The sequence below is a fragment of the Leptospira barantonii genome, assembly GCF_002811925.1.
In the GTDB taxonomy this organism is placed as follows: Bacteria; Spirochaetota; Leptospiria; order Leptospirales; family Leptospiraceae; genus Leptospira; species Leptospira barantonii.
The window spans coordinates 208,086-231,271 of record NZ_NPDS01000002.1 but is presented as its reverse complement, the minus strand read 5'-3'; the positions used below and the strand labels follow the sequence as shown (position 1 = coordinate 231,271).

Below are 23,186 nucleotides of genomic sequence, written 5' to 3'. Positions count from 1 at the left end.
CTACGATCCTGTTTTCAATTTTTCAAGCTCGGCGAAGAAGTCATCTGTCTCCTGTTGTCGAACCTCATCATTGGAAACCCAGTCCATAGTCTCCGAATCGATTTCCGTAAGGAACCGGGAGGCCTGGGTAGCCATTTGCTCCCCAAATTTGCGTCGATTTGCGGCCCCTGTCAAGCATAAATGCTTCCTAGCACGGGTCATAGCCACATACAACAAACGCCTTTCCTCATCCACGGAAGATTCTTCCGTAAGCACCCTGGAATTGGGGAGAATCCCCTCTTCCATTCCCGCGACATAAACCGAATCGAATTCCAATCCCTTCGATTGATGAATCGTGAGGAGCTGGACCCGATTGTCTTCCTTATCATCTTCGGAAGGAGTTTCGTCCTCCATGAGCAAATTCAGACGGTTGATAAAATCGAATAACGTCGGTTTTTCGGGAGAATCGTAATTCTCCTCAAAGTAAGACATCATGTTTACGAGCTCGGAAAGATTGAACGAACGAGCCTTGGCTACCTTCTCTTCTTTTTCCTCGAGAAGAATTTCCTTTTCGATTCCGACCTCTTGGATGAATTCACGAAACGCAAAATACATCTTAGGCGCGGTGGAGAATTTCTTTTTGGTCCGTTCGATCAGGTTTACGAAATTGTAAATCTCGGATTGAATCTTCTTTTGAAGACTCGGTATAAAATCGGGAGATTCGCAGACTCGGAAAAGAATCTCGTATAAGGATTCTCCCATGTGCGCGGCCTTTTCGTGGATGAGAGAAATACTTCCCGGTCCGATTCCGCGTTTCGGATAATTCAAAATTCTTAATAGAGATGCGTCGTCCCTCGTGTTCGCGATCAATCGGATGTAGGAGATCATATCCCGAACTTCCTTACGATCGAAGAAGTTATATCCGCCCACGAGTTTATAAGGAATCGATCTGCTTCTCAGTTCCTCTTCAAAGGGACGCGTTTGAAAATTGGTTCTGAAAAGAATCGCGATCTGACTTCCGATTCTTGCGTCCTTGATCATTTCTTCTCGAATACAATCCACGACGTAAGCCGCTTCGTCCTTCTCGTCCATTCTTTCTATATAACGGATCTTTCTTCCTCCGGGAATGGAGGAGAATAATTCCTTGGATCTTCTCGAAAGATTGTTTTTGATAAGCGAATTGGCGCCTTGAATGATCACCTGGGTGGATCTGTAATTCTCCAAAAGACGCACAACGTTGGCTTCGGGAAAATCGTTTTCAAAACCGAGAATCAAACTTAAGTCCGAACCTCGGAACGCGTAGATGGATTGGTCGTCGTCTCCGACCACGCAGAGATTTCGATTCTCCCCCATAAGCGCGCGCAGAAAAACATACTGGGTTTGATTCGTGTCTTGGAACTCGTCGACCATGAAGTATTGAAACTTCTTGTGATATTCTTCCCTGACTTCCGGAAACTCTTTGAGCAAAATTCCGGGAAGAAGAATGAGATCGTCGAAGTCGAGGGAGTTTTGTTCCTTCAAAGAATTCTGATAACTGTCAAAGATGAGGTTCGCGATCTGATCCGATTCTACGAGAGACGAATCCAGATATTCCCGATAAGAAGGTCCGGAGTTTTTGATCCTGGATATTTTTCCGAGGATCTCGGGGACTTTCGTTTTTTTGAGTTCTACTTTATTAGCAATCAATAATGTAGTTACGAATCCTTCCTGATCGTTCTGATTCAATAACAGGAACGGATGTTTGTATCCCAAAAGTCCGATATGTTTTTTGAGAATGTTGAGTCCGAGAGAGTGAAACGTGGAAAGTATGATTCCTTTGAGCTTTTGACGCGGTATCATTTTGCGGACCCGCTCTTCCATTTCCCGTGCGCTTTTGTTCGTGAAGGAAAGGGCCACGATTTTTCCCGCGGGAACTCCCGCGTTTTCGATCAAATGCGCGATTCGATTCGAGATCACGCGCGTTTTTCCGGAGCCAGCTCCGGCAAATATGAGAATCGGTCCGTCTACGTGGCGAACCGCCTTTTCCTGTTCAGGATTGAGCTTCATGGGACATGTGACATAATTGGAGTGGGAAAGATTCTGTCAATCCTGTACACCTTGAATTCCCAAAACTTGTATGAGTTCCCACATTTCCCATGGCGAAGTTTTCGAGAAAAGTATGAGTTCCCACATTTCCGATTCCTAAAAAACGTCATTCTTCCGAAGGTTCCAATTCTCTCTTGGAGAAAAAAACCTATTCCGAAAAAATGGAGATGAGAATGAAACCCTTTAATCCGGAAGAATACGATCCCCTCTCGAATCTTTGGTCCAAAAGCAATCGTAAAGACATTATCCAAACCCCCATTTTCAAACTCGTTTCCTGGCATACGACGTCGACCGACCGGAAAGTTTCGAAGGATTTTTTTCACTTAGAATCCCTGGACTGGGTCAACGTGATCGCACTTACGCCGGAAAATCAAATTCTTCTCATCGATCAATACATACACGGAATTCACCGTTTCAGTTTGGAAATTCCGGGCGGCATCGCGGAGAAAAAAACTCTTCTCGAATCCGCACAAGCAGAACTCGTCGAAGAAACCGGTTACGTGTCGGAAGAATGGGAATACTTAGGAAAGGTTACGGGCAATCCCGCGATCTTAAACAACTGGTGCCATACATTCGTTGCGAAAAACGTTCGTAAACTTCACGATCAAGATCTGGACGACAGCGAACAAATCGAAATTTTTGAAACTCCCCTTCGGAACATTCCCAAACTGATAGACGACAATATTCTCCACCACGGGATGATGGTTGCGGCTTTTGGAATGTATTTTATCAAGAACCCAATTCAGAATTAGAATGACCCAAACAAATACAAAACACGATCCTTTTCAAGCCCTAAGAGTCGCCGACTACCGTTCCTTTTTATTCGGTAAGTTTATGGTGACTCTTTCCATCAGCATTCAAACCACCGTAGTCGGTTGGCAGATGTATCATCTCACCGGTAGCAACTTACACGTCGGTTTTATCGGTCTCGCGGAAGCGATTCCTTCCATCGCGATGGCATTGATTTCCGGTTTGATCATCGATTCTTTTCCGAGAAAAAAAATCGTAACCTCGGCCCTCGGTCTTTTATCGATCTGTTCTTTACTTCTTCTTGTATTAGTAGTTCCTAATATGAGTTGGATCCTCGCGGACTTCGGAGTGTATCCGATCTACGGTGTGATCTTTCTTTCCGGAATCGCGAGAGGATTTTTAAATCCCGCAACCGCGGCGTTTCAAACACAACTCGTGGACAAGGAAACCTTTCCGAACGCCGCGACTTGGAGCGGAATCGCTTGGCAGACTTCTTTGGTTCTCGGTCCTTTGACGGGAGGTTTGCTCATCGTCGCGGGTCTTTACTTCGCGTATTCCGTGGATCTTCTTTTGATGACGTTCGGTTTAACGCTGATGCTTTTCGTAAAAGGAAAACCGGTTCCGCAAAAACCGGAAACGAGCGAAAGCATTTGGGAAAGTTTAAGCGGAGGTTGGAAATTCGTTTCGACACATCAGATCATTCTCGGTGCGATTTCACTCGACTTGTTCGCGGTTCTTTTCGGAGGAGCGGTCGCCCTTCTTCCTTCTTTTACCGAAAAGATTTTAGGACAAAGCCCGGAGATCTTCGGAATTCTTCGTTCGGCTCAAGGAGTCGGCGCGGTTCTCTGCGCGTTCTTTATCGCAGCAAGACCTCCTAAAAAACATTCGGGATGGATTCTTCTTTCCTGCGTTTTCGGTTTCGGAATTTGTATCATTCTTTTCGGACTTTCGGAAGATTATAGAATCTCCTTTCTTTGTCTCGCGGCCGCGGGGGCGTTCGATATGGTCAGCGTTGTGATCCGTCATACGATCGTTCAGATGCACACTCCCGATCACATGAGAGGAAGGGTTTCCGCGGTGAATCATATCTTCATCGGTTCTTCGAACGAGATCGGAGAATTCGAATCCGGGGTTACCGCAGAATGGCTCGGCATTCGAAGATCCATCGTCGCGGGCGGGGCCTTGACGCTTTTGACCGTGGCCTTCGTGGGCGCGATCACGCCGCGTCTCCGCAAAATGGAATTGAAAGATATTCTATAATTATTGTATTCTAATTTTCAAATATAGGTAGAATCGATCTATGGATGCTCCCAACGTACTCACGCAAACAGAAGCCTTAGAAAGAGCCGGCCTGGTCAACCAGGTCAGCTACGAAATCCGTCTGGATCTGAACGCCGGATCGTCCACGTATCAGGGAGAAACCAAAATTCTTTTCTTTTATACCGGAAAAGGAAAGGGAAAACTCAAAGTGGACTTCGTGACGAAAAAGATCGAAGTGTTTTTGTTAAACGGAAAAGAATTCGGCGGTTATACGAAGACCGATTCCACCTTGGACGTTCCCGGCGACTCCCTCAATCCGGGGAAGAATGAAATCAAAATCAAATACGTAAACGATTACAATCACAGCGGTTCGGGATTTCATCAGTTCAAGGATCCGTCCGACAACTCGGAATATCTTCACACGGACTTCGAACCGTTCGAAGCGCACAGAATGTTTCCCTGTTTCGATCAACCCGATTTGAAGGCGACATACGAACTTTCACTCGCGGGTCCGAAAGATTGGAAATACGTTCACAACACACTTCCCGCAAAACAGGAAATCAAAAAGGAAAAAGTAGAGATCCGTTTTCAAAGAACGGCCTTATTCTCCACATATCTGTTCGCGCTCATCGCTGGACCTTACGAGGTTTGGGAAGATAAATACAAAAACATTCCTTTGAGAATTTTGTGCAGAAAGTCTCTCGCAAAATATCTCGACGCGGAGAACATCTTCGCAATCACGAAAGAATCGTTTTCATTTTTGGAATCCTATTTCGATCTTCCGTATCCGTACGGAAAATACGATCAGATCTTCGTTCCCGAGTTCAACATGGGAGCGATGGAGAACGTGGGCGCCGTCACCTTTTCCGAACATTATATTTTCAGAAGCCCGAGAATTTATTCCGAATATCTCGGAAGAGCCAATACGATCTATCACGAGATGGTTCACATGTGGTTCGGAAATCTTGTCACGATGAAATGGTGGAACGACCTTTGGTTGAACGAAAGTTTCGCCGATTATCTTTCCTATTACGCGATGTCTCACGGAAAATTATTTCCGGACGCTCTCGAACATTTTTACGTAAGGGAAGAATGGGCTTATCGCGAAGATCAGTTATCCACAACCCATCCGATCGCCGGAAGCGCGGAGAACACGTTAGACGCCATCAGTAACTTCGACGGAATCTCCTATTCCAAAGGAGCGTCCGTTCTGCGTCAGCTTATGTATTATATCGGCGAAGACGCGTTCCGTAAGGCGATGCGGAAATACTTTCAAAAATTCGCGAATTCGAATACGGTTCAAACCGACTTTTTGGATACGATGTCCGAAACCTCAGGAATCGACATTCGAGGATGGAGCAAGGAATGGCTGGACACAACCGGAGTAAACACTCTTCTTCCCGAATGGAAAGAAGATCATCTGTTAATCCGACAACTTCCTTCCGAAAAAAACGGACTTTATAGAACACACGCGCTCGAGGTAACCATATTCTCGCTTAAGGGAGAATCGTTCGAAGTCGCGTGGAAGGACCGAGTTGTCGTAAAGGGAACTGAAACCATTCTCCCTTACAAACACGAACCGGGTTCTTCGGAAATCGTAGTGTTGAACACGAACGACTTCGCCTACGCCAAAACATATCTTCCGAAGGACGGAATCGCACTTCTAAAGACTTCGCTTAACAAACTGAAGGATCGTTTTGCGAGAAGAATTCTCTGGGGCTCTCTGTGGCAGATGACGCGTGACGCTGAAATTTCCCCCAAGGATTTTCTCGAACTCGTATTCTCTCAGGGAATTTACGAAGAGGATCTCGCGGTTCGAAGCAGTCACATTCTTACCAAGGCGTCTTCCATCGCTGGAAGTTACTTAAAAAAAGAACACAGGGAAGAATGGTCCACGAAGTTAAACGAACTCGCCAAAAAAGGTCTGAACGATCCTTCCACAAAGGAAGAGGAAAAGATCGTATGGTATAGAATGCTCGAAGGAACATCGAGAACACCGAACCAACTTTCTTATCTCAAGGATCTATTGGACGCAAAAACGACGATCCCCGGAATCAAGATCGACCAAGAAAGAAGGTGGAGTATTCTTACGAGACTTTCCGCGTTCGGAAACAAGGACGCGTTAGCTCTCATTGCTCAAGAGGAAACCAAGGACACTTCCGATCTCGGAGCTAAAAAAGCATACGGCGCAAAAGTGGCTTATCCCGATCTCCAATCCAAGGCCGCGGCTTGGAAAGAATTCACGGATCCTAAAACAAAACATTCCACTGACACGCTTCGTTACGGAATGCGAGGATTCTATTGGGATCATCAGGAAGAAATGTTAAAATCGTACGAGGATTTATACTTCGGATCCGTGATCGGAATTTATAAGGATCGGGATTCTCACTTTTCTTCCGCGTTTGGAAACATCTTATTTCCGGGTGTGGAACCGAACCAAACCCTCGTCGATAAAACGAACCGATTCTTAAAGGAACAAAAGGAAATCCCCGCTCTTCTCAAAAAAGATCTGAAACAACATCGGGACGATCTGGAAAGAACGGTGAAAATTCTTTCCAAACAGTAGTCGGATAACCCGCGTTTGTCGGAGTTCCGACGAACACACGCGAAAGAATTACGGTTGATCAAAGAGGATTTTTCCGATACCATCGGCTTTTCCCACCACCTCACCCCCCACCCACAATAAGGCCCCAGGGTGGGGCCGCAATTTTACAAAAAGGTCGTCGGAATTCCGACGAACACCGAGGACGAAACAATGACAAACAAGAAAAAAGCGACTTCGTTTTTAGAGATGGCCGGCTCCGGAAACGTTCAAGCGGCTTACGATCAATTCATCGCAAATAATTTTATCCATCACAACCAATACTTCAAAGGGGATCGAAATTCTCTTTTGACCGCGATGGAAGAAGCCCACAAGGCAAGTCCGAACAAACGAATCGAAATCAAACAATGTTTCGAAGAAGGTGATACGGTGATCACACATTCGCTCGTGGTCCGTCAAAATTCGGAGGAACCGAACATCGCGGTCGTTCATATCTTTCGATTTGAAGGAGATAAGGTCGCTGAACTTTGGGATTTGGGTCAACTTCTTACGAAGGATTCCCCGAACGAAAACGGGGCTTTTTAAAAGAATCCGATTTTTTTCGGGGCGTGCCTCCGCGAAAACTTTAGTTTCCTTCCAGCGCGGAGTCGCGCTCTCGACTCCGGTCAACAAATTAAATTTTATATTTTTTGAATATTCCTTTTTTAGAATCCAATTTGTCGACCCCGTCTCGATCGCTCACGCAGGGAAAACGGAAAACACTTTCCATCCACAAAATTCTAAGCAATTGCGTTTTTGATCGGCCGTTTCGTTTCGGCTTTCAACTCGACCGAATCGCCGTAATATTTCTTTTTCCAATCTTCGAGTCTCCAATCCATGATCTTATACCAAAGAGGAGGAAAAAGGGCGATCAGAACCATAACTTCGTAACCGTACGGGAGTTGGGGACTTTCCTCGAAATGTCTCAAAGCGGAATAACGTCTTCCGGCGTTCGCGTGGTGATCCGAATGTCTTTGAAGATGAAATAGAAACGCGTTGCTCATCGCAAAATTCTGATTCCAAGAATGAATCGGCAGAACCTTTTCGAATTTACCCGGAGCGATTTCCTTTCTCTGCAAACCGTAGTGTTCGATGTAATTCACGAGTTCCAAAAGAGAGAAGGCGATAAAACTCTGAACAAAGAAGAACGCGGGAACCTCCCAAGAAAAACGTCCCGTATACAAGGTCAAGGCTCCGGTCGCAACCGCGATGAACAAAAGAGGGATGATCGTAGAAGAAATCATTTCGTTGTCCATGGACCAAGATGACTTGCCCGCTTTGGAAAGACGTTTCGCCTCCAACTTCCAAGCCGAAAAATAAGAACCGAAAACCGTTCTCGGATAAAATTTATAAAACGATTCTCCCTTACGCGAAGAAGCCGGATCTTCGAACGTGGAAACGTTAACGTGATGACCTCGGTTGTGTTCGATAAAGAAGTGCATATAACAAACCGTCATCAGAATGAACTTGGAATACCACTGTTCTATCTTCTTGCTTTTGTGACCCAACTCGTGCGCCACCGTGATTCCGATTCCGCCCGTGTTGATTCCGATCGCGAGAACGAAACCCCACCATTCCAAAGTGGAAAGAGTTTTGGTCTGCACCTCGTATAAGGACCAAAGAACGAGTCCCATCTGAATCCAGGCCCAAATATATGTTAAAAATCTAAAGTAGAATTCGTTCTGCAAAGCGGGAACGTCCTCTTCTTTCGGATTGGAAGGATCGGCGCCCACCACCACGTCCAAGATCGGCAATAAACCGAAAACGATCGCAAAGGTAAGAAAGTTATACGCGCCTCCTAAAAAATAACCGAGCACCGCGAACGCGGGCACCAAAAAACAAACGATAAACGAATAACGTTTTAAGTTGGTCATGATACTATTCTCTCCGTTTTTTTTGGATCGGGCAAAAGATTCTATGGAGAATCATTCCCCGCCTTTTTAGGTTCCGATAATAAACCGAACGAAATCAAAGGAGCAAAACCTCTTACAAGAGCGAATGTCTTTTCGAAGTCCGCAGTTTCCCGATCGAGCATTCTTTGAAAGACCGTACCGATTAAAACGCTGAAAAAAAGTTTTTCCATCTCTTCGTTTTTTAACGCAAGATGACTTTCGATCGCGTTTCGAAATACGAGGGAACATTCTTTCAAAATCGCACGGGCCGGTTCGGATTCGTCCAAACGATAGAGATCGGACGCGATCAGAACTAAATCCTGAAAATGCCCTTCTCTTTCGCGAACGAATTCGAAAAGAAGTTCGAGCCTTTCCCGAAAACTCAAAAGTTTACTCGAACCTCTCACCTCTTCCAACTGCGCCGCGTCCTCTCGCACGACCCACTTCGCCATTTCCTCGAACAAAACTTCCTTTGTCGGAAAATAATGATACAAGGAGCCGGTGGAAACCCGAAGCTCTTTGGAAATTTCCCGCATCGTCACGGTGGCGTATCCTTTTTTGGCGAATAAACCAAGGCAACGTTTCAGAATCGATATCCGATAAAGCTCGTGGTCCACAACTTTTGGCAAAGCAATTCTCCTTAATTTCGAACAACTGTTTTTATAGAACAACAGTTATTATATAAAAAATTCAATCGAATGCAAGAAAAAAATCTGAGAAGCCCCTTCTAAATCAAATTTTCAAACTAAAAAGTCAAAGCACATTGCAATTTCTGACATTCTTACAGGTTTTAAGGTTAAAAACGATTTAGGAAAGAATGAATCGACGCAAAGGATTCTTCCGTTGAAAGACTGAAGCGTCGTTAAAACTTGGATCGAAAGAAGCGAAAACACTTAAGTAATGAAAAGAGTCCAAATGAAAACCTGTGAGCGATTTCAAATTCCGAACCAAGGATCCAAAGAATGAAGGAACAAAACCTGGGGCTTTACGAAACTCTCTCCAAGATCAAACCTCTTAAATCGTATACCGCGAAAATTCTGCTCATCGCATTCTTGGGAACCCACGTTCCTCTGATCGCACTTTTGATTTATTACGTAATCAACACCGGATACGACGTAAGAACCATCTTTCAAACCCTTCTCATCGCGCTCATGGCAACGTTAGGCGGAACCGGAGTGACCTTGTTTGCTCTTCACAGATTGTTGACACCCATCACTCTTACCTCGCAATCCCTTAAAAAATATCTGAACGAAAAGGTCCTTCCGAATCTTCCCACGAATTACACGGACGAAGCCGGAACGCTCATGGCCGGAACATCTCTTACGGTTCGCAAACTCGACGACGTCATCAATTATCTTTCCAATTACGACGCGCTCACAAGTCTTCCGAACCGGGATTCGTTCGTGGAAAGAATTTATTCCGAAATCAAAAATTCCTCGGAAGATTCCTCAAACCTTGCCGTGGTTTCCTTCGGAATTCAAAAATGGAAAGAAATCAAAAACACGTTCGGAAATCATTCCGCCGATTTATTTTTGAGATTCATAGGCAAACGTCTTTCGGACCTGGGAAATAACTTCTTAATCTTAAGCCGTAGCGGCGAGGGAGAATTCTCCCTACTCTACCGCACCAATCCGAATGCGATCTCCGAAGTCGAAACCAAGGTTGCCGAAATTTTATCGGGCTTTAAGGAAGCTCTTCCGATCGCGGGGGCCGAGATTTACATTCATCTCAACGCGGGAATATCGTTCTTTCCGAAGGACGGAAATTCTTCCGAACAACTTCTTTGGAAAGCGGAAACCGCACTTCACGGCAGTATCGCTTCGGGGAACGACTTTGGGTTTTTTACTCCGGAACAAAACGATCGATTGAAAGAGAAACTTACATTCGAAAAAGAATTGAGAGACGCGGTCGCCAAAAACGAGTTCACCGTTCTTTATCAACCGAAAGTGGATCTTCAATCGGGTCGATTGATCGGAATGGAAGCTCTCGTCCGCTGGAATCATCCGAGTCTTGGTGTTATTTCCCCTCTTCAATTCATTCCTCTTGCGGAAGAAACCGGTTTGATCATAGAACTCGGCGAATTGGTCTTGAGACGCGCTTGTATCGATCTGCAAAATTGGAAGAAGAAAGGAAATCCGGGTTTTCTCGTTTCGGTGAATCTTTCTCCGATTCAGTTCCGCAAGAAATTTCTTACGGAAACGATCTTGAATATTCTAAAAGAAACGGATACCAAACCCGAAGAATTGGAGCTTGAAATCACGGAAAGCGCCCTTGCGGGCGATCCGGTTTCTACATTAGAAGTTTTGAATTCTCTTCATAAGGCGGGAATTACCCTCTCCCTGGACGATTTCGGTACCGGTTTTTCCTCTTTGAGTTTTTTAAGCCAATATCCTTTGCATACTCTGAAGATCGATCAATCCTTCGTAAAGGGCTTAAGTGTGGATTCCACGAACGGATCGATCGTCAAAACCATTCTCGCTTTGGCGGAAAGTTTGAACTTAAACACGATCGCCGAAGGAATCGAATCCGAAGACCAAAGAGATCTTTTGAAGGCCCAGGGTTGCGGCATGGGCCAGGGATTTTTGTTTTCGAAGCCGCTTCCGATTCAGGATTTGGAAGATTTTGTTAAGCGAAATGCCCCGGCTACTCTCGACCCCTAACTTCAAGCCCGAATCATTCTCCTCAAGGCGGGGAACTCCCGCTTCCTTTTGATTTCAATCTCGTGTCAATTCCCGTACGAACGGATCTCGACCTCCGTTCTTGCGTTAGTTCTTATTCCATTCTTAATCTGTACGTAATCCGTTCGTAACAGAAATCGGTGAATTTAGTCTCTAAACAGAAAAGTTATTCGGGACAAATTTAAAAATATTTATGAAGATCTATAAGAAATCGCTAATAGGAATTATTCTTTCTCTCGGCATTTTTAGTATCCCCGTTTTCGCGCAAGGCACCGGAAAGGTGCAAGGTCAAGCTCTCGACGCTCAGACCGCGGAAGCGATGTTCGGGGTTACCGCCGTTATCCGAAGTATCAATAAGTTCGGTAGAACGGACGTCGATGGTAACTACGAAATCACCGGAGTTCCCGACGGTAGTTACACCGTTGAGTTCATCATGCAGGGTATGGAGACTCAAAAGAAATCGGTGACCGTCAGCGGAGGTAAACTCGTTCGAGTTAACGTCGCAATGGGCGTTAAAAAACTCGAAGAAGTGGTCGTTGAAGACAGAGCGTTAAACGACACCGAAGCGTCCTTATTAAAATTTCAAAAGAAAGCCGCCGCGGTTTCCGACGGTATTTCCGCTCAGGCGATCCAGAAAACTCCGGATTCAAGTGCGGGCGACGTCATTCGACGTGTTACCGGGATTACGCTGGTAGGCGGTCGTTTCGTTTTCGTTCGGGGTTTAGGGGAAAGATACTCCAACACGTTGTTGAACAACTCTCCTCTTCCTTCCACGGAACCGAACAAAAGAATCGTTCCTTTGGACTTGTTCCCCGCTTCTTTGATCAAAAACATCGTCGTTTCGAAAACGTTCATTCCAGAAGACCAAGCGGAATTCTCAGGTGGAACGGTTAAGATCGAAACCAAGGATTATCCGGACCAATTTTTCGTGAAGGTCGGATTACAAACCGGTTATAACAACAATACTACATTCCAAAACTTTAAAACATACAGCGGCGGCGGTCAGGACTGGCTCGGTTTGTCCGAAGGAAACAGATCCAAACCGAGTATGGTGGACATTCTTCCCGACGCTCCGTTTAAGGCGGTTGGTTCCGGTCAATACGGTTACAATCAAGCCGCGGTTACTCTCGGGTCTTTGCAGTTCAGCAACCAGTGGACTCCGACTCAGATGAACGCGCCTCTCAACAAGGGTTTTAACTTTTCCATCGGAAACAAGTTCGACCTCGGCGGTGATAGAAAACTCGGTTTGATCTTCGCGATCACTTACAACAACGACTATCAATACAGAAGAGAAACCGACGTTCTGAACAGAGCGGGTGCGGTCGTTCCGGGAATCCCCGTGGGCGATAAAAACACCCAGTTGAACAGAGCCTACAAATACGATCAGCATATCTACAACGAATCGGTGAACTGGGGAACCATTCTCAACACCACGTTCCAAGTGGCGAACGGTCACAGATTGCATTTTAAAAACTTCTTCAGCGTGAACAACGATAAGGAAGTGATGGTTTACTCCGGTCAAAACCTGGCTTCCGGTCAGACAATCGCATCCGACAAGTTGAACTACATTATGAGAAACTTATATAGTAGTCAACTTTCCGGCGATCATATCATCAACGTAGGAAACGTAAAGACGAAACTCGAATGGAGATTCGCTCAATCCGAAGCGAACCGAAATCAGCCGGATATGAGAGATACGATCTACGCGGTTCAAACCGGTCAGGAAGGTCAAATGCCTGCGGTGCTTCAAGGGGGAACCTTAGGAAGCAGTCAATTCTACTCTAAGACAAAAGACTTGAGCAGACACGGCGGATTGGATTATGAAATTCCTTTCAACCAATGGGACGGCTTACAATCCAAATTGAAGATCGGTTATTCCGCGGTTCAAAGAGAAAGAGGTTTCGAGGCTCAGAGATACTTCTTCAGAGGTCAAAGCTCCGGTTCCATGAGCAACTTAGCGGGCGGCGCGATTCCCGATCCGAACTATCCGATTCCTCCTGAAGTGGTTTATAGCCCTTTCAACAGAGGATCCAAAGGTTACTTCGTGGACGAAGCAACCCAACCTACGGATAAATACAATGCAAAACAAAAGTTATTCGCAAAGTATCTGCAAGTGGATATGCCGATCACTCCTAAGTTGAGATTTATCGGCGGTGCAAGACACGAGGACAACTATCAATCCGTTGCGACTCAAAACCCGTTTGATCCGAACGCGGCAGTCTTCGATCGTTACAACTATAAGTCTTATCTGAACGGATATGAACTTTCCGTTATCGATCCTACGTTTAGATCTCCCGCGGCGATCAACGCAAACAAGAACCTTCTTCCTTCTTCCAACTTCGTGTATGCTTGGGATGATAAGACGAACTTAAGAGTTTCCTACACGGAAACGATTTCAAGACCTGACTTTAGAGAAATGGCTCCGTTCCAGTTCTTCAACGTCCTCGGTGGCGGGATCGAAAAAGGAAATCAATACTTAACGAGAACTTACATTCATAACTACGATTTCCGTTATGAAAAATTTCCGAACGCGGATGAGATCATCGCGATCGGTGTTTTCGGTAAACAGATGGCTTCTCCGATCGAGAAGGTAATGGAAGTGGATTCTCAGTTTAGATACACTTACACCAACGCGAAATCCGCTTACGTGCACGGTATAGAGTTGGAAGTCAGAAAATCTCTAAACATGTTCACTCCGAAATTGGAAAGATGGGCGTTCGGTATCAACACGTTCTTCATCAAGTCCGAAGTTCAGTTCCAAGATTGGCTCTACTACCAAGTGAGCGGAACCACACAGAGACCTACGAATCTTTCCAGACCTCTGCAAGGTCAATCTCCTTACGTATATAACGTAAACTTAAGATACCGTTTCGACGACAAGGGAGATCATACGATCACCATGTTATACAACGAGTTCGGACCGAGAATCAGCGCGGTGGGTGGTATCGGAATTCCGGATACGTATGAAAGACCAGTGGGTATGCTCGACTTCGTGTATAACCTGAAGTTCCTCGAAAAATGGGACATTAAGATTGCGGCGAGAAACGTGACCGACAGTAGAATTAAAATCGTTCAGGAAAACCCGATTCTGGATTCTACGGTTCATTCCAACACCGGATTCAATATCGGAAACACGTTCATCCCGATCGGTGGTCATAGTTACAAAGGTGAGACGATCAACTCTTACCGTCTCGGACCTACGATTACATTCTCCGTAACATACAACTTAAATTAAGTCTCTTTCGACTCGAATCCCGTGATGCTTTTAAAAACATCGCGGGATTTTTTATTTTTGCACCGCAGAATCTAATCAAATCATAACCAAAACGAAACACAATTGAAACATTAATTTTGTTCAATAGGACCCATCAAATTAGGAGATTTCATATCACAATGAATCCATCCATGAAAAGAATGGGAATCTCTCTGGGACTTGCGGCACTTGCCCTCTTCGCAGCGAATTGCCATAAGAAAAAAAGCAACAACGACCTGGCAATATTAGCACTAATACTTGGACAAGAACAACCTGGCGTTTATATTTCCGGTACCCTAGTAGACAAGAATCAAGCTCCCTTAGCGAATGCTACGGTTCAGATCTTAGGAAGAGGCGAAAGCTCCGCTACCGTTCTTCCTCCGAACTGGATCAACAACAACGCCGCGGGAAAATCAAACGGCGGGGTTTCCGGTAACAACGTAATCCCAGGCGGGTTCCTCTTTAACAACTCTCAAGGAGCGGCGGCTACTGCCGCAGACGGAAGTGCTTGCAATAGCTTCGATTCTACAAACCTTGTGAACACAGGAACGAACTGTCCTGCTACTTATATTGCGAGTTTGGCAAACGCAGTTGCTGGCTCTTCCGCAGGAGCACAATTTGTTGCTTCTAAATGCGGAAGCGACTTAGTTGCAAAGATCAACACCGTATATCCTGCCGCGGGAGACGCGACTGGCGCCGGTGCTGAACCTTTGAAATACACGAAAGACCAGTATAGAATTTATTGCGACGTAACGACTCTGGAATCCGCCGCAACCGCAGTTGGAATCGATACAACCGTTCAAGCATCCGGAACCGTAATCGCGACTTTTACAACGGACGCAAGCGGAAGTTTTTCTCACGTGAAGTTCAACGTTTCTAGTTTAGGAAATACTTATAAACTTCTCGTGACTAAGAGCGACGGAACTACTCTGAAACCTCGTCGTTTGAAAATTACCAAAAACGGTGTGGCTACACTTCTCAGCCCCGTTTCCGGTAAACTTGCAAACGGTCCTTTGGAACTTTCCACAGGTCTCGACATCACCGCACAAGAAGCGAACAGCTGGACTTCTATCTTCCCTTCCGGTGAACCTACTAAATATGCGGGTTCTTATGACGTTTCCTTCTCTACCGTTTCTTTAAACGTTGTGTATCCAAGAAATTACAACACAATCAGCGGAACCTTAGGAAGCAACGTAACTCTTACAAAAGCGGGTAGCCCTTATCTCTTAAGCGGAACTGTGATTGTTCCAAGCGGTGTAACTCTTACGATCCAAGCGGGAACAACTCTTTACGGAGCGGTTTCTCCAGCGGGTGCGCTTTTAGTAAAACCGGGTGGAAAGCTGATCGCTAACGGAACTTCCGCTGAACCGATCACGTTTACTTCTTCTCAAAACGCGGGCTCAAGAGCTCCTGCGGACTGGCAAGGAATCATTCTCCAAGGAAACGCAATCCAAACTTTCGGTGGCCGTGGTTCGGTCGCAGTGGGTGAAGGAGATACTGGTTCCTTCGGTGGAAGTAGCTACTCCGATGCCGCTAGCGCAAGCAAGCTGAGCTACGTTGTGGTTCAATTCGCGGGCGCTCCATTCTCCCCAGGTAACGAAAGAAACTGTGTGTCTTTGATGGGTGTTGGTCAAGAAACCACTCTGGATCACGTTCAGTGCCACATGGGATTTGACGACGGTTTCGAACAATGGGGTGGTGCTTTCACTGCTACTTACATGATCTCTACCGGTAACCGGGACGATCAGTTCGACTTCGCAGACGGATTTATCGGTAAATACCAATTCGGTATCACTCACCTTTACAAAACTTCCATCGCGGCAAACGACGATACTTCTCGTTGTATCGAAGGCGATGGTAACTCCGCTCTTTCTTGCACAAGCTCTGCAAGAGGCGCCGGTGATTGTGCGGATCCATACTTCGCAAACATCACTTGTGTTGGATCGGGAAACCCTGCGGACACGAATCATGGAGATGCAATCTTCGTTCGTAGAGCGGGCGCGGCGATCAGCGTTGGAGATTATACCAACTTCTTGATCGTTGGTTACGGTTCAAAAGCGGCGGTTAAATGCGGTGACTCCAGTGGTGCGGCGATTGCAACTGCAACGAACATCTTTGCGAACGACGCTTCAGCGGCTTCCGGTTGCACAGGCGCGGTGGTTGTGACTTCCAATAACACGGTGTCGATTTCAACCGCGGCTACCAACTACACTTCTCCGAACTACGCACCAAATGCGGCGAACGTAAGCGGTAACACTACGGCGGCGGCTAACTTTGGAACGGGTTTTTCGAGCGCGACTTATTATGGAGCGATCGACTTCTCCGGCGCGGATTGGACTGCAGGTTGGGCGTCTTATCCAAGCAACTGATTTAGAATTCATTCTAAGTTAGGAAACGAAACCCACTTCGGCAACGGAGTGGGTTTTTTATTTACGGAATATTTTAGGATTTAAAAATTCACACATGAAGTCATCCATTCACGCAAAACTTTCCCTTTGTATCCTCGTCTTCGCCTATCAATGTAATCTTTTTACGAACTATCCGATCACATATCTCTATCCTACCAAGGAAGAAGTTGTGGTCAAAGCGATCGACGCGCTTCGAAAAAAAGATCTTCAGGGAATCGAAAACCTTATCTTAAGTCCGGAAGAACACAATACGATGTTCTGGAAACACGTTGGAGAAAGGTTTACGAGCGATCCCGGCATGACGCCCGAACTCGCATACGAACACATGAATATGGAAACCAACATCGTCATCAAAGAACAGTTCAATTTTCTAAGCGGAGCCGGAATCGATTATCAATTCAAATCCGTTCAGTGCAGAAGAAAACCGGAAGAATACGGACCGTTTACTTTACATCTCGGATGTGCGACCACCCTACTCAATCCGAAGGATCACACGACCATCACACTGCGTTCGTTCAGTACGTTTTTAGAATATAAGGGAAAATACAAACTCTATCATCTCAAACGAGAATAAGAAACGAACGGATGAAGCGAGTTCTTACTTTTGTTCTCGCTTCATTCTCAATCCTTTCCTGTCTTTCCCATTTTCATTTCATTTCTACGGTGTTCTTTGAACCGCTTCTTGTTTGTCGCTTTCGAACTTCTACCCTTGTCTTCGTTTAGAAACTATTTCGTATTCTTTCCATAAAACGAAGCGGATGAAACCCCGACGCGCTTTCTGAAGTCGCAAACCCGTAATTCTTTTGTAATCTTGCGGTAACAATTCTCCCCTATATTACGATCACATTTTGATCGGAGATATCGATGAAATTTTCTTCCATAAAAAAAGAATTCAAATGGGTAGCAACCGCGCTCATTCTTTCGGGACTCATTTCCCTTTCCACTACCGCAATTTTAGCTCAAGATAAAGTTACCGAACCTACTAAAACCGAAGCTACAACTCCGGCGACCGAAACGGCTCCAGCCGAAACTCCCGCACCCGCTCCGAAAGCGGAAAAAAGCTGGGGATTCGTGGATCTTTTTCTTCTCGGCGGTTGGACCATGTATCCTCTTGCTCTTTCTTCGATCGTTGCATTGGGAATCATCTTCGAAAGAATTTATTTCTTATCCACAGCGAAACTTCTTCCTAAAGGTTACAACATAGACTTGGGAGACGCGATGGATTCCAAAGGACTCGACGCGGTTCAAGGATTCTTGGATGAAAGAAAGGATTACAAGATCACTCAGGTTTTATCCGGCGGTATCGACGTTTCCTCCGGAGACGCGGAAATTTTCGCAAAGGGTGTGGAAAGAGAAGCGGCCGAAGTGATCACAGTTCTTGAAAGAGGACTCGTAATCTTAGCGGCGGTATCGACAATCGCTCCACTCATCGGGTTCTTAGGAACCGTATCCGGGATGATCAACGCGTTCGACGCGATCGCAAACGCGGATCAAGTAAACGCGAAAGTAGTTGCGGGTGGTATCAAGGAAGCCTTGATCACGACCGCGGCAGGTTTGATCGTTGCGATTCCCGCGATGACATTCCACCAATACCTTACTTCAAGAATCGACGGCTTTACTTCCGAAATCGAAGAAGCGGCCAACAGAATCTACAAAGAATTCCTGAAAAGAAATTCCAAAAAAGGTTAATTCGGTTTTTGTAATATAAAGGTATCTTTATGATCCAAATAAAAAAGAAACGCGTATTGGAAGAAATCTCCGCATCCTCGATGTCGGATATAGCATTTCTTCTTCTTGTGTTCTTCATGGTGACCGCGGTCTTTTTCGTAAAGGAAGGTCTGAACATTCAACTTCCGAGAAAGAACGCGAACCCGACGACGGTTCTTCGGGAAAACGTTTACGAAATTCTCGTGACGGGCGAAACCATCAAGATGAGAAATAAATCCATCGGTACGAAGGATTACAGAAATCTAAACGATTTCCGTCAGCAGTTGAATCTATTGGAGATTCCCGATATCGCGAACAAAGTCGCATTGATAAAAACGACAGGCGAAACGAAATACGGAAACATGCTCGACGCGCTTTCGGCCGTACAACTGCGGGGATTCAAATTGATCTCCGTCAAAAGGTTAAAATAAACCAATGAGCTTAAAAAAGAAAAAGAATCCTCCGTCGATTCCCGTAAGTTCCATGGCGGACATCGCGTTCCTTCTGCTCGTATTCTTCATGGTTACTTCCGTATTGGATACCGACCCGGATATCCCGATCGCTCTGCCGGACGTTCCCGGCGGAGAACAGTTGAACAAGAAAATCGCGAACGTCTACTTGAGCGCGGATCCGAATAGAACCGTATTTTATAATTCTATAAAGATGCCGATCAACGAAGCAATCAATAACATAAGAGCGAAACTAACCACCACACCGGACTTAAAAGTTCTGATCCACGCGGATAAGGAATTGCCTTACGCCGAGTTGGATCAAGTGTTCGAAACCTTACAAGACGCAGGCGCGCTGAAGATCTCTCTGGTGACGAAAACGACCCAGGGCGGCGGGTTGAAATAAAGGAACTGGCATTGAATACCGGGACTCAAAATAAACTCAAAGTAAAACTAAGACGTTTTATCGAAAGATATCCGTACGAATCATGGATCGGACTTTCTTTCGTCATACAGATATTGATTCTACTTTTTTGGTACACACCTTCGATCGAATTCAATCGACTGGAGAAGCTCGTGGAAGAAGTGGCGTTCATAGACAACCTTTCGATTCAAGAACCCGCGGAAGGAGCGCCCGAAGACGGCGACTTCGAATTAACGGATACGCTGAAAAAGAAGGAAGATCCGAGAATCGCCGGAGCGCAGGACGCGGTCATCTCAGGAGCAACCGCTCCGGTCGACTTAACTCCGAACGTTATCCCCGTGTTTACGAGCGAAGCGAAAGCCGCCGGTATATCCGGAACTACAACTCTTGAAATCGTAATCGCCGATACCGGAGAAGTGTTGAGAGTTCGGTCCGTAGGAAAGGCGCTCGGATTCGGATTGGAAGAATCCGCGGTGGAAGCATTCTACAAAAAAAGATATTCGCCTTCGATTCTGGAAGGAAAAGCGATCACGGTAAAAGTTCTCATACCGGTTCGATTCAGTCTTTATTAAACCCCACTCGAAAACTTAAACGGACAGGGCTTCGGCTCTGTCTTTCTTTTTCAATTTCCGGTTTAATTGATTGCAAATCGGGAAAAAAAATATTCACATTGTAACCTCGAAAGCTCTCTTCCGAAGAATTCAGCGATGTTACCTTTACAATATAAAAACATTCAGCGCACGTTCCATCAACTCACGGATCTTCTATCGATCATTGAAGAAATCGAATATTCAAAAGAGATCACTCAGGTAAAAGGTTCGAGCATAGGAAAACACGTTCGTCATTGTATCGAAGTATTGGAGAATCTCGCGGACGGAATCGAAGTATCCAGCGTTTCCTACGATCAAAGAAAAAGAAATCCTCTTTACGAAACCTCTCCCCTCGCCGCGAGAGATAAAATTTTCGAACTGCTCGGAAAACTCGAAAGAATCGACGAAAACAAAATCATTGAACTCGTCTATCTCGTGGATTCAAACTCCGGCTTGGAAGGAAAAACCATAAGCAATCTAAAGCGGGAATTTTTATACGTTCAGGAACATACGATTCATCACATGGCGATCATCAAACTTTATGCGGAGTGCTTTTTAACCAATGTTTCTCTACCGGAAGAATTTGGAGTCGCCTTATCGACTCTTCAGTTTCAGAAAAAAATCGGCGTCCGCAAATCGTAAATCGATTCTTCCAAAGAAAGCCGTTTCTTTCGGAAGAATCGAACTAAAAAAATTAATGCGACCTGAATTCTGGCCCGCTTGGCTGTTCTATGCGCCCCTTGTTCCATACATAGTTTATCTAACGATCCGTCATTGGGGTTTCGGTACGATCTGCGCCGCCAATCCGGGAATCCCGCTGGGCGGTCTTGTCGGAGAATCCAAAGAACAAATCCTAAAAAATCTGAAATCGAAACATATATTAAAGTTTATGAAAGTATCCAGAGAAAACGGAAATATCGAAAGGGAATTCGAAGTTCGGACTCTGGAAGCCGCAAAAAATAAATTCAAATATCCTTATATACTCAAGCCGGACGCCGGTCAAAGAGGGGCCGGATTAAAACTCGTAAAAAACGATTCCGAAGTTTTAGAATCTCTCAAGTCTACGAATGTGGATCTGATCGCGCAGGAATATCATGCGGGGCCCGAGGAAGCGGGAATTTTTTACTATCGTTTTCCCGGAGAAGACAAGGGGAGAATCTTTTCAATCACACAAAAGACGTTTCCGATCTTGGAAGGAAACGGAAAAGAATCTTTGGGGGAATTGATTCTCGATCATCCTCGGTTCCGATATCAATGGAAAGTTTTTTACGAAAGACACAAAAAAGAATGGAATACGATTTTGAATCCGGGAGAAATAAAACGTTTAGCCGAAGCCGGAAACCATTGTCAAGGGACTTTGTTTACGGACGGAAGCCATTTAGTAACGGAAGAATTGACCGAGAGGATAGACGAGATTTCGAAAACATTTTCGGGTTTCTATTTCGGAAGATACGATGTTCGTTATCGCTCCGAGGACACATTCAAAAAAGGAAAAGAATTCGGAATCGTAGAATTGAACGGAATCACTTCCGAATCCACGAATTTATACGATCCTAATTTTTCGATTTGGAAAATGTATTCGATTCTATTCAAACAATGGAATCTTTTGTTCAAAATCGGTTCCGAAAATCGAAAACGCGGAATTCCCAAAACGAGTTTGATCGAGATCATAAGAACCCTGCTCCGTTTTTACGCCGGAGATAGAAAGGTGAATCCTAGATCGGATTGAAACCGATGTTCAAAAGGTGGACTTCGTCCGATCGGAACCCATTCAAAAACCGTAATAAACACGGACAAAGAAAATAGAAGGATAAAAAAATGACTCATTCCATTCTTAAGATCGTATACTTTATATTTGGCGATCCGAAAAAGAATTCACTGGAACACAGACTGTTCAACACGATCGCTTTTTTAAACGGCGTTCTAAACATATTCGGCGCCTTCTCTTCCTTCTATCTCGAAAATTATATGGTGATCTTTCTTCTGAATTTCGTTTCCGGAACTCTTTTGATGGGAATGTATTTTTTATCGAGAATTAAAAACATATACTACGCCCTCTTTTGGCCTTTCAATCTCACCATTCTTCTCTATCTATCCTCTATGTGGTTCTTCAACGGAGGATCGATCGGCGGAAATCATTATTACTTCATACCCGCTCTTGTAATCGCGACGATTCTTCTAAGAAATCACAACGTATGGATCGTATATTTGATATACGCCGCCGCGACCGCGTTCTTATACGGAACGGAATATTTCAATCGTGGATTCGTGAAACCGTATCCGAACGATACGGAAAGATACATAGACGCGGGAGGAAATTATTTATTCGTTCAGATTTTAACGGGAATTTTGATCTTTATTCTCACGAGAAATCTGAACATAGAAAGAAAAAAATCCGACTCTCTGCTTCTTAACATTCTCCCGGAAACGGTCGCCGAAGAATTAAAAAGAAACGATTACGTAGTTCCGATGCGTTATGAAAGTGTCACCGTTCTTTTTACGGACATGGCTGGATTCACACAAATCGCGGAGACGATGACACCCGAAAAATTGTTAAGCGAACTCGATCTCTTTTTCAGAGAGTTCGATTCCATCACCAAAAGACACAACATGGAAAAAATTAAAACGATCGGAGATGCGTATATGGCCGCGGGAGGAATTCCTCTTACGAACAAAACCCATTGCATCGACGCGGTGTTATGCGGATTCGAATTCCAGAAATTTATGCGTTTAAAAAAACGGGAAAGTGAAAATCTAAACCAACCCTGTTGGGAACTAAGACTCGGAATTCATACCGGTTCCGTGGTGGCCGGTGTGGTCGGAACGGATAAATTTGCCTACGATATTTGGGGTGATTCGGTGAATACCGCGAGTCGGATGGAGAGCTCGGGAGTTCCGGGAGAAGTCAACATCTCAAGCGAAACATACGAAAGGATAAAGGATTTTTTCGTATGTGAACATAGAGGAAAAATTAAAGCGAAGAACAAAGGCGAGATCGATATGTATCTCGTCAAAAAAATAAGAGAAGGTTTGCACGATCCCGAAGACGAATTTAAACCGAATCAGACGTTTCTCAGATTTTACGCACAAATTCAAAGGGGAGAATTTCCCGTTTAGGAAGATTCTTTGA

18 protein-coding genes are annotated in these 23,186 nt (G+C 45.0%); 15 read left to right on the top strand and 3 right to left on the bottom strand.

The genetic code is table 11. The annotated features are described in order from the left end of the window. Positions 1-2,025, bottom strand: a complete 2,025-nt coding sequence (locus tag CH367_RS05800) for an ATP-dependent helicase (RefSeq protein WP_100761552.1) — start codon at positions 2,023-2,025, stop codon at positions 1-3. Positions 2,026-2,237: 212 nt separating this feature from the next. Here CH367_RS05800 and CH367_RS05795 point away from each other — a divergent pair, with 212 nt between their 5' ends. The 4 genes from CH367_RS05795 to CH367_RS05780 all read left to right on the top strand — a co-directional run bounded on the left by CH367_RS05795 (position 2,238) and on the right by CH367_RS05780 (position 7,201). Then, positions 2,238-2,816 (top strand): NUDIX hydrolase, encoded by a 579-nt coding sequence (locus CH367_RS05795; RefSeq protein WP_100762062.1) that lies wholly within the window; start codon positions 2,238-2,240, stop codon positions 2,814-2,816. Position 2,817: 1 nt separating this feature from the next. After that, positions 2,818-4,074 (top strand): MFS transporter, encoded by a 1,257-nt coding sequence (locus CH367_RS05790; RefSeq protein WP_100761551.1) that lies wholly within the window; start codon positions 2,818-2,820, stop codon positions 4,072-4,074. Positions 4,075-4,114: 40 nt separating this feature from the next. Next, positions 4,115-6,640, top strand: coding sequence for an aminopeptidase N (gene pepN, locus CH367_RS05785; protein ID WP_100761550.1), 2,526 nt, complete (start codon positions 4,115-4,117; stop codon positions 6,638-6,640). Between the two features lie 189 nt (positions 6,641-6,829). Further along, positions 6,830-7,201, top strand: coding sequence for a nuclear transport factor 2 family protein (locus CH367_RS05780; RefSeq protein WP_100762061.1), 372 nt, complete (start codon positions 6,830-6,832; stop codon positions 7,199-7,201). A 194-nt stretch (positions 7,202-7,395) separates the two neighbouring features. Here the strand turns inward: CH367_RS05780 and CH367_RS05775 are convergent, their stop codons facing one another. Then, positions 7,396-8,529 (bottom strand): alkane 1-monooxygenase, encoded by a 1,134-nt coding sequence (locus CH367_RS05775; protein ID WP_100761549.1) that lies wholly within the window; start codon positions 8,527-8,529, stop codon positions 7,396-7,398. A gap of 41 nt (positions 8,530-8,570) precedes the next feature. Further along, positions 8,571-9,176, bottom strand: coding sequence for a TetR/AcrR family transcriptional regulator (locus CH367_RS05770; RefSeq protein ID WP_165783228.1), 606 nt, complete (start codon positions 9,174-9,176; stop codon positions 8,571-8,573). A 333-nt stretch (positions 9,177-9,509) separates the two neighbouring features. Here CH367_RS05770 and CH367_RS05765 point away from each other — a divergent pair, with 333 nt between their 5' ends. The 11 genes from CH367_RS05765 (at position 9,510) to CH367_RS05715 (ending at position 23,173) form a co-directional block, all read left to right on the top strand. Continuing rightward, positions 9,510-11,207, top strand: a complete 1,698-nt coding sequence (locus CH367_RS05765) for a putative bifunctional diguanylate cyclase/phosphodiesterase (protein WP_100761547.1) — start codon at positions 9,510-9,512, stop codon at positions 11,205-11,207. A gap of 211 nt (positions 11,208-11,418) precedes the next feature. Then, the gene (locus tag CH367_RS05760; protein ID WP_100761546.1) at positions 11,419-14,460 is read left to right on the top strand and encodes a TonB-dependent receptor; all 3,042 of its coding nucleotides are present in this window, start codon (positions 11,419-11,421) and stop codon (positions 14,458-14,460) included. A 158-nt stretch (positions 14,461-14,618) separates the two neighbouring features. Beyond that, entirely contained in the window at positions 14,619-16,847 is a 2,229-nt protein-coding gene (locus CH367_RS05755) for a hypothetical protein (protein WP_100761545.1), read from the top strand. Between the two features lie 94 nt (positions 16,848-16,941). Continuing rightward, entirely contained in the window at positions 16,942-17,460 is a 519-nt protein-coding gene (locus CH367_RS05750) for a hypothetical protein (RefSeq protein WP_100761544.1), read from the top strand. 290 nt (positions 17,461-17,750) lie between these two features. Then, positions 17,751-18,575 carry a MotA/TolQ/ExbB proton channel family protein gene (locus CH367_RS05745; protein ID WP_100761543.1) on the top strand — a complete coding sequence of 275 codons (825 nt, stop codon included), beginning with the start codon at positions 17,751-17,753 and terminating at the stop codon, positions 18,573-18,575. A gap of 29 nt (positions 18,576-18,604) precedes the next feature. Further along, positions 18,605-19,024: an ExbD/TolR family protein gene (locus tag CH367_RS05740; protein WP_010575466.1), complete on the top strand. Its 420-nt coding sequence runs from the start codon at positions 18,605-18,607 to the stop codon at positions 19,022-19,024. A gap of 4 nt (positions 19,025-19,028) precedes the next feature. After that, on the top strand, positions 19,029-19,448 hold the full coding sequence (locus CH367_RS05735) for an ExbD/TolR family protein (RefSeq protein WP_100761542.1): 420 nt from the start codon (positions 19,029-19,031) through the stop codon (positions 19,446-19,448). A gap of 11 nt (positions 19,449-19,459) precedes the next feature. Beyond that, positions 19,460-20,038, top strand: a complete 579-nt coding sequence (locus CH367_RS05730; RefSeq protein ID WP_100761541.1) for an energy transducer TonB — start codon at positions 19,460-19,462, stop codon at positions 20,036-20,038. Between the two features lie 135 nt (positions 20,039-20,173). Then, complete coding sequence (locus CH367_RS05725) at positions 20,174-20,698, top strand: hypothetical protein (protein WP_100761540.1); 525 nt, start codon at positions 20,174-20,176, stop codon at positions 20,696-20,698. A 55-nt stretch (positions 20,699-20,753) separates the two neighbouring features. Continuing rightward, a complete protein-coding gene (locus CH367_RS05720; RefSeq protein ID WP_244284488.1) occupies positions 20,754-21,785 on the top strand; it encodes an ATP-grasp domain-containing protein in 1,032 nt (343 codons plus the stop codon). 89 nt (positions 21,786-21,874) lie between these two features. Then, a complete protein-coding gene (locus CH367_RS05715) occupies positions 21,875-23,173 on the top strand; it encodes an adenylate/guanylate cyclase domain-containing protein (protein ID WP_100761539.1) in 1,299 nt (432 codons plus the stop codon). Positions 23,174-23,186 lie beyond the last annotated feature (13 nt).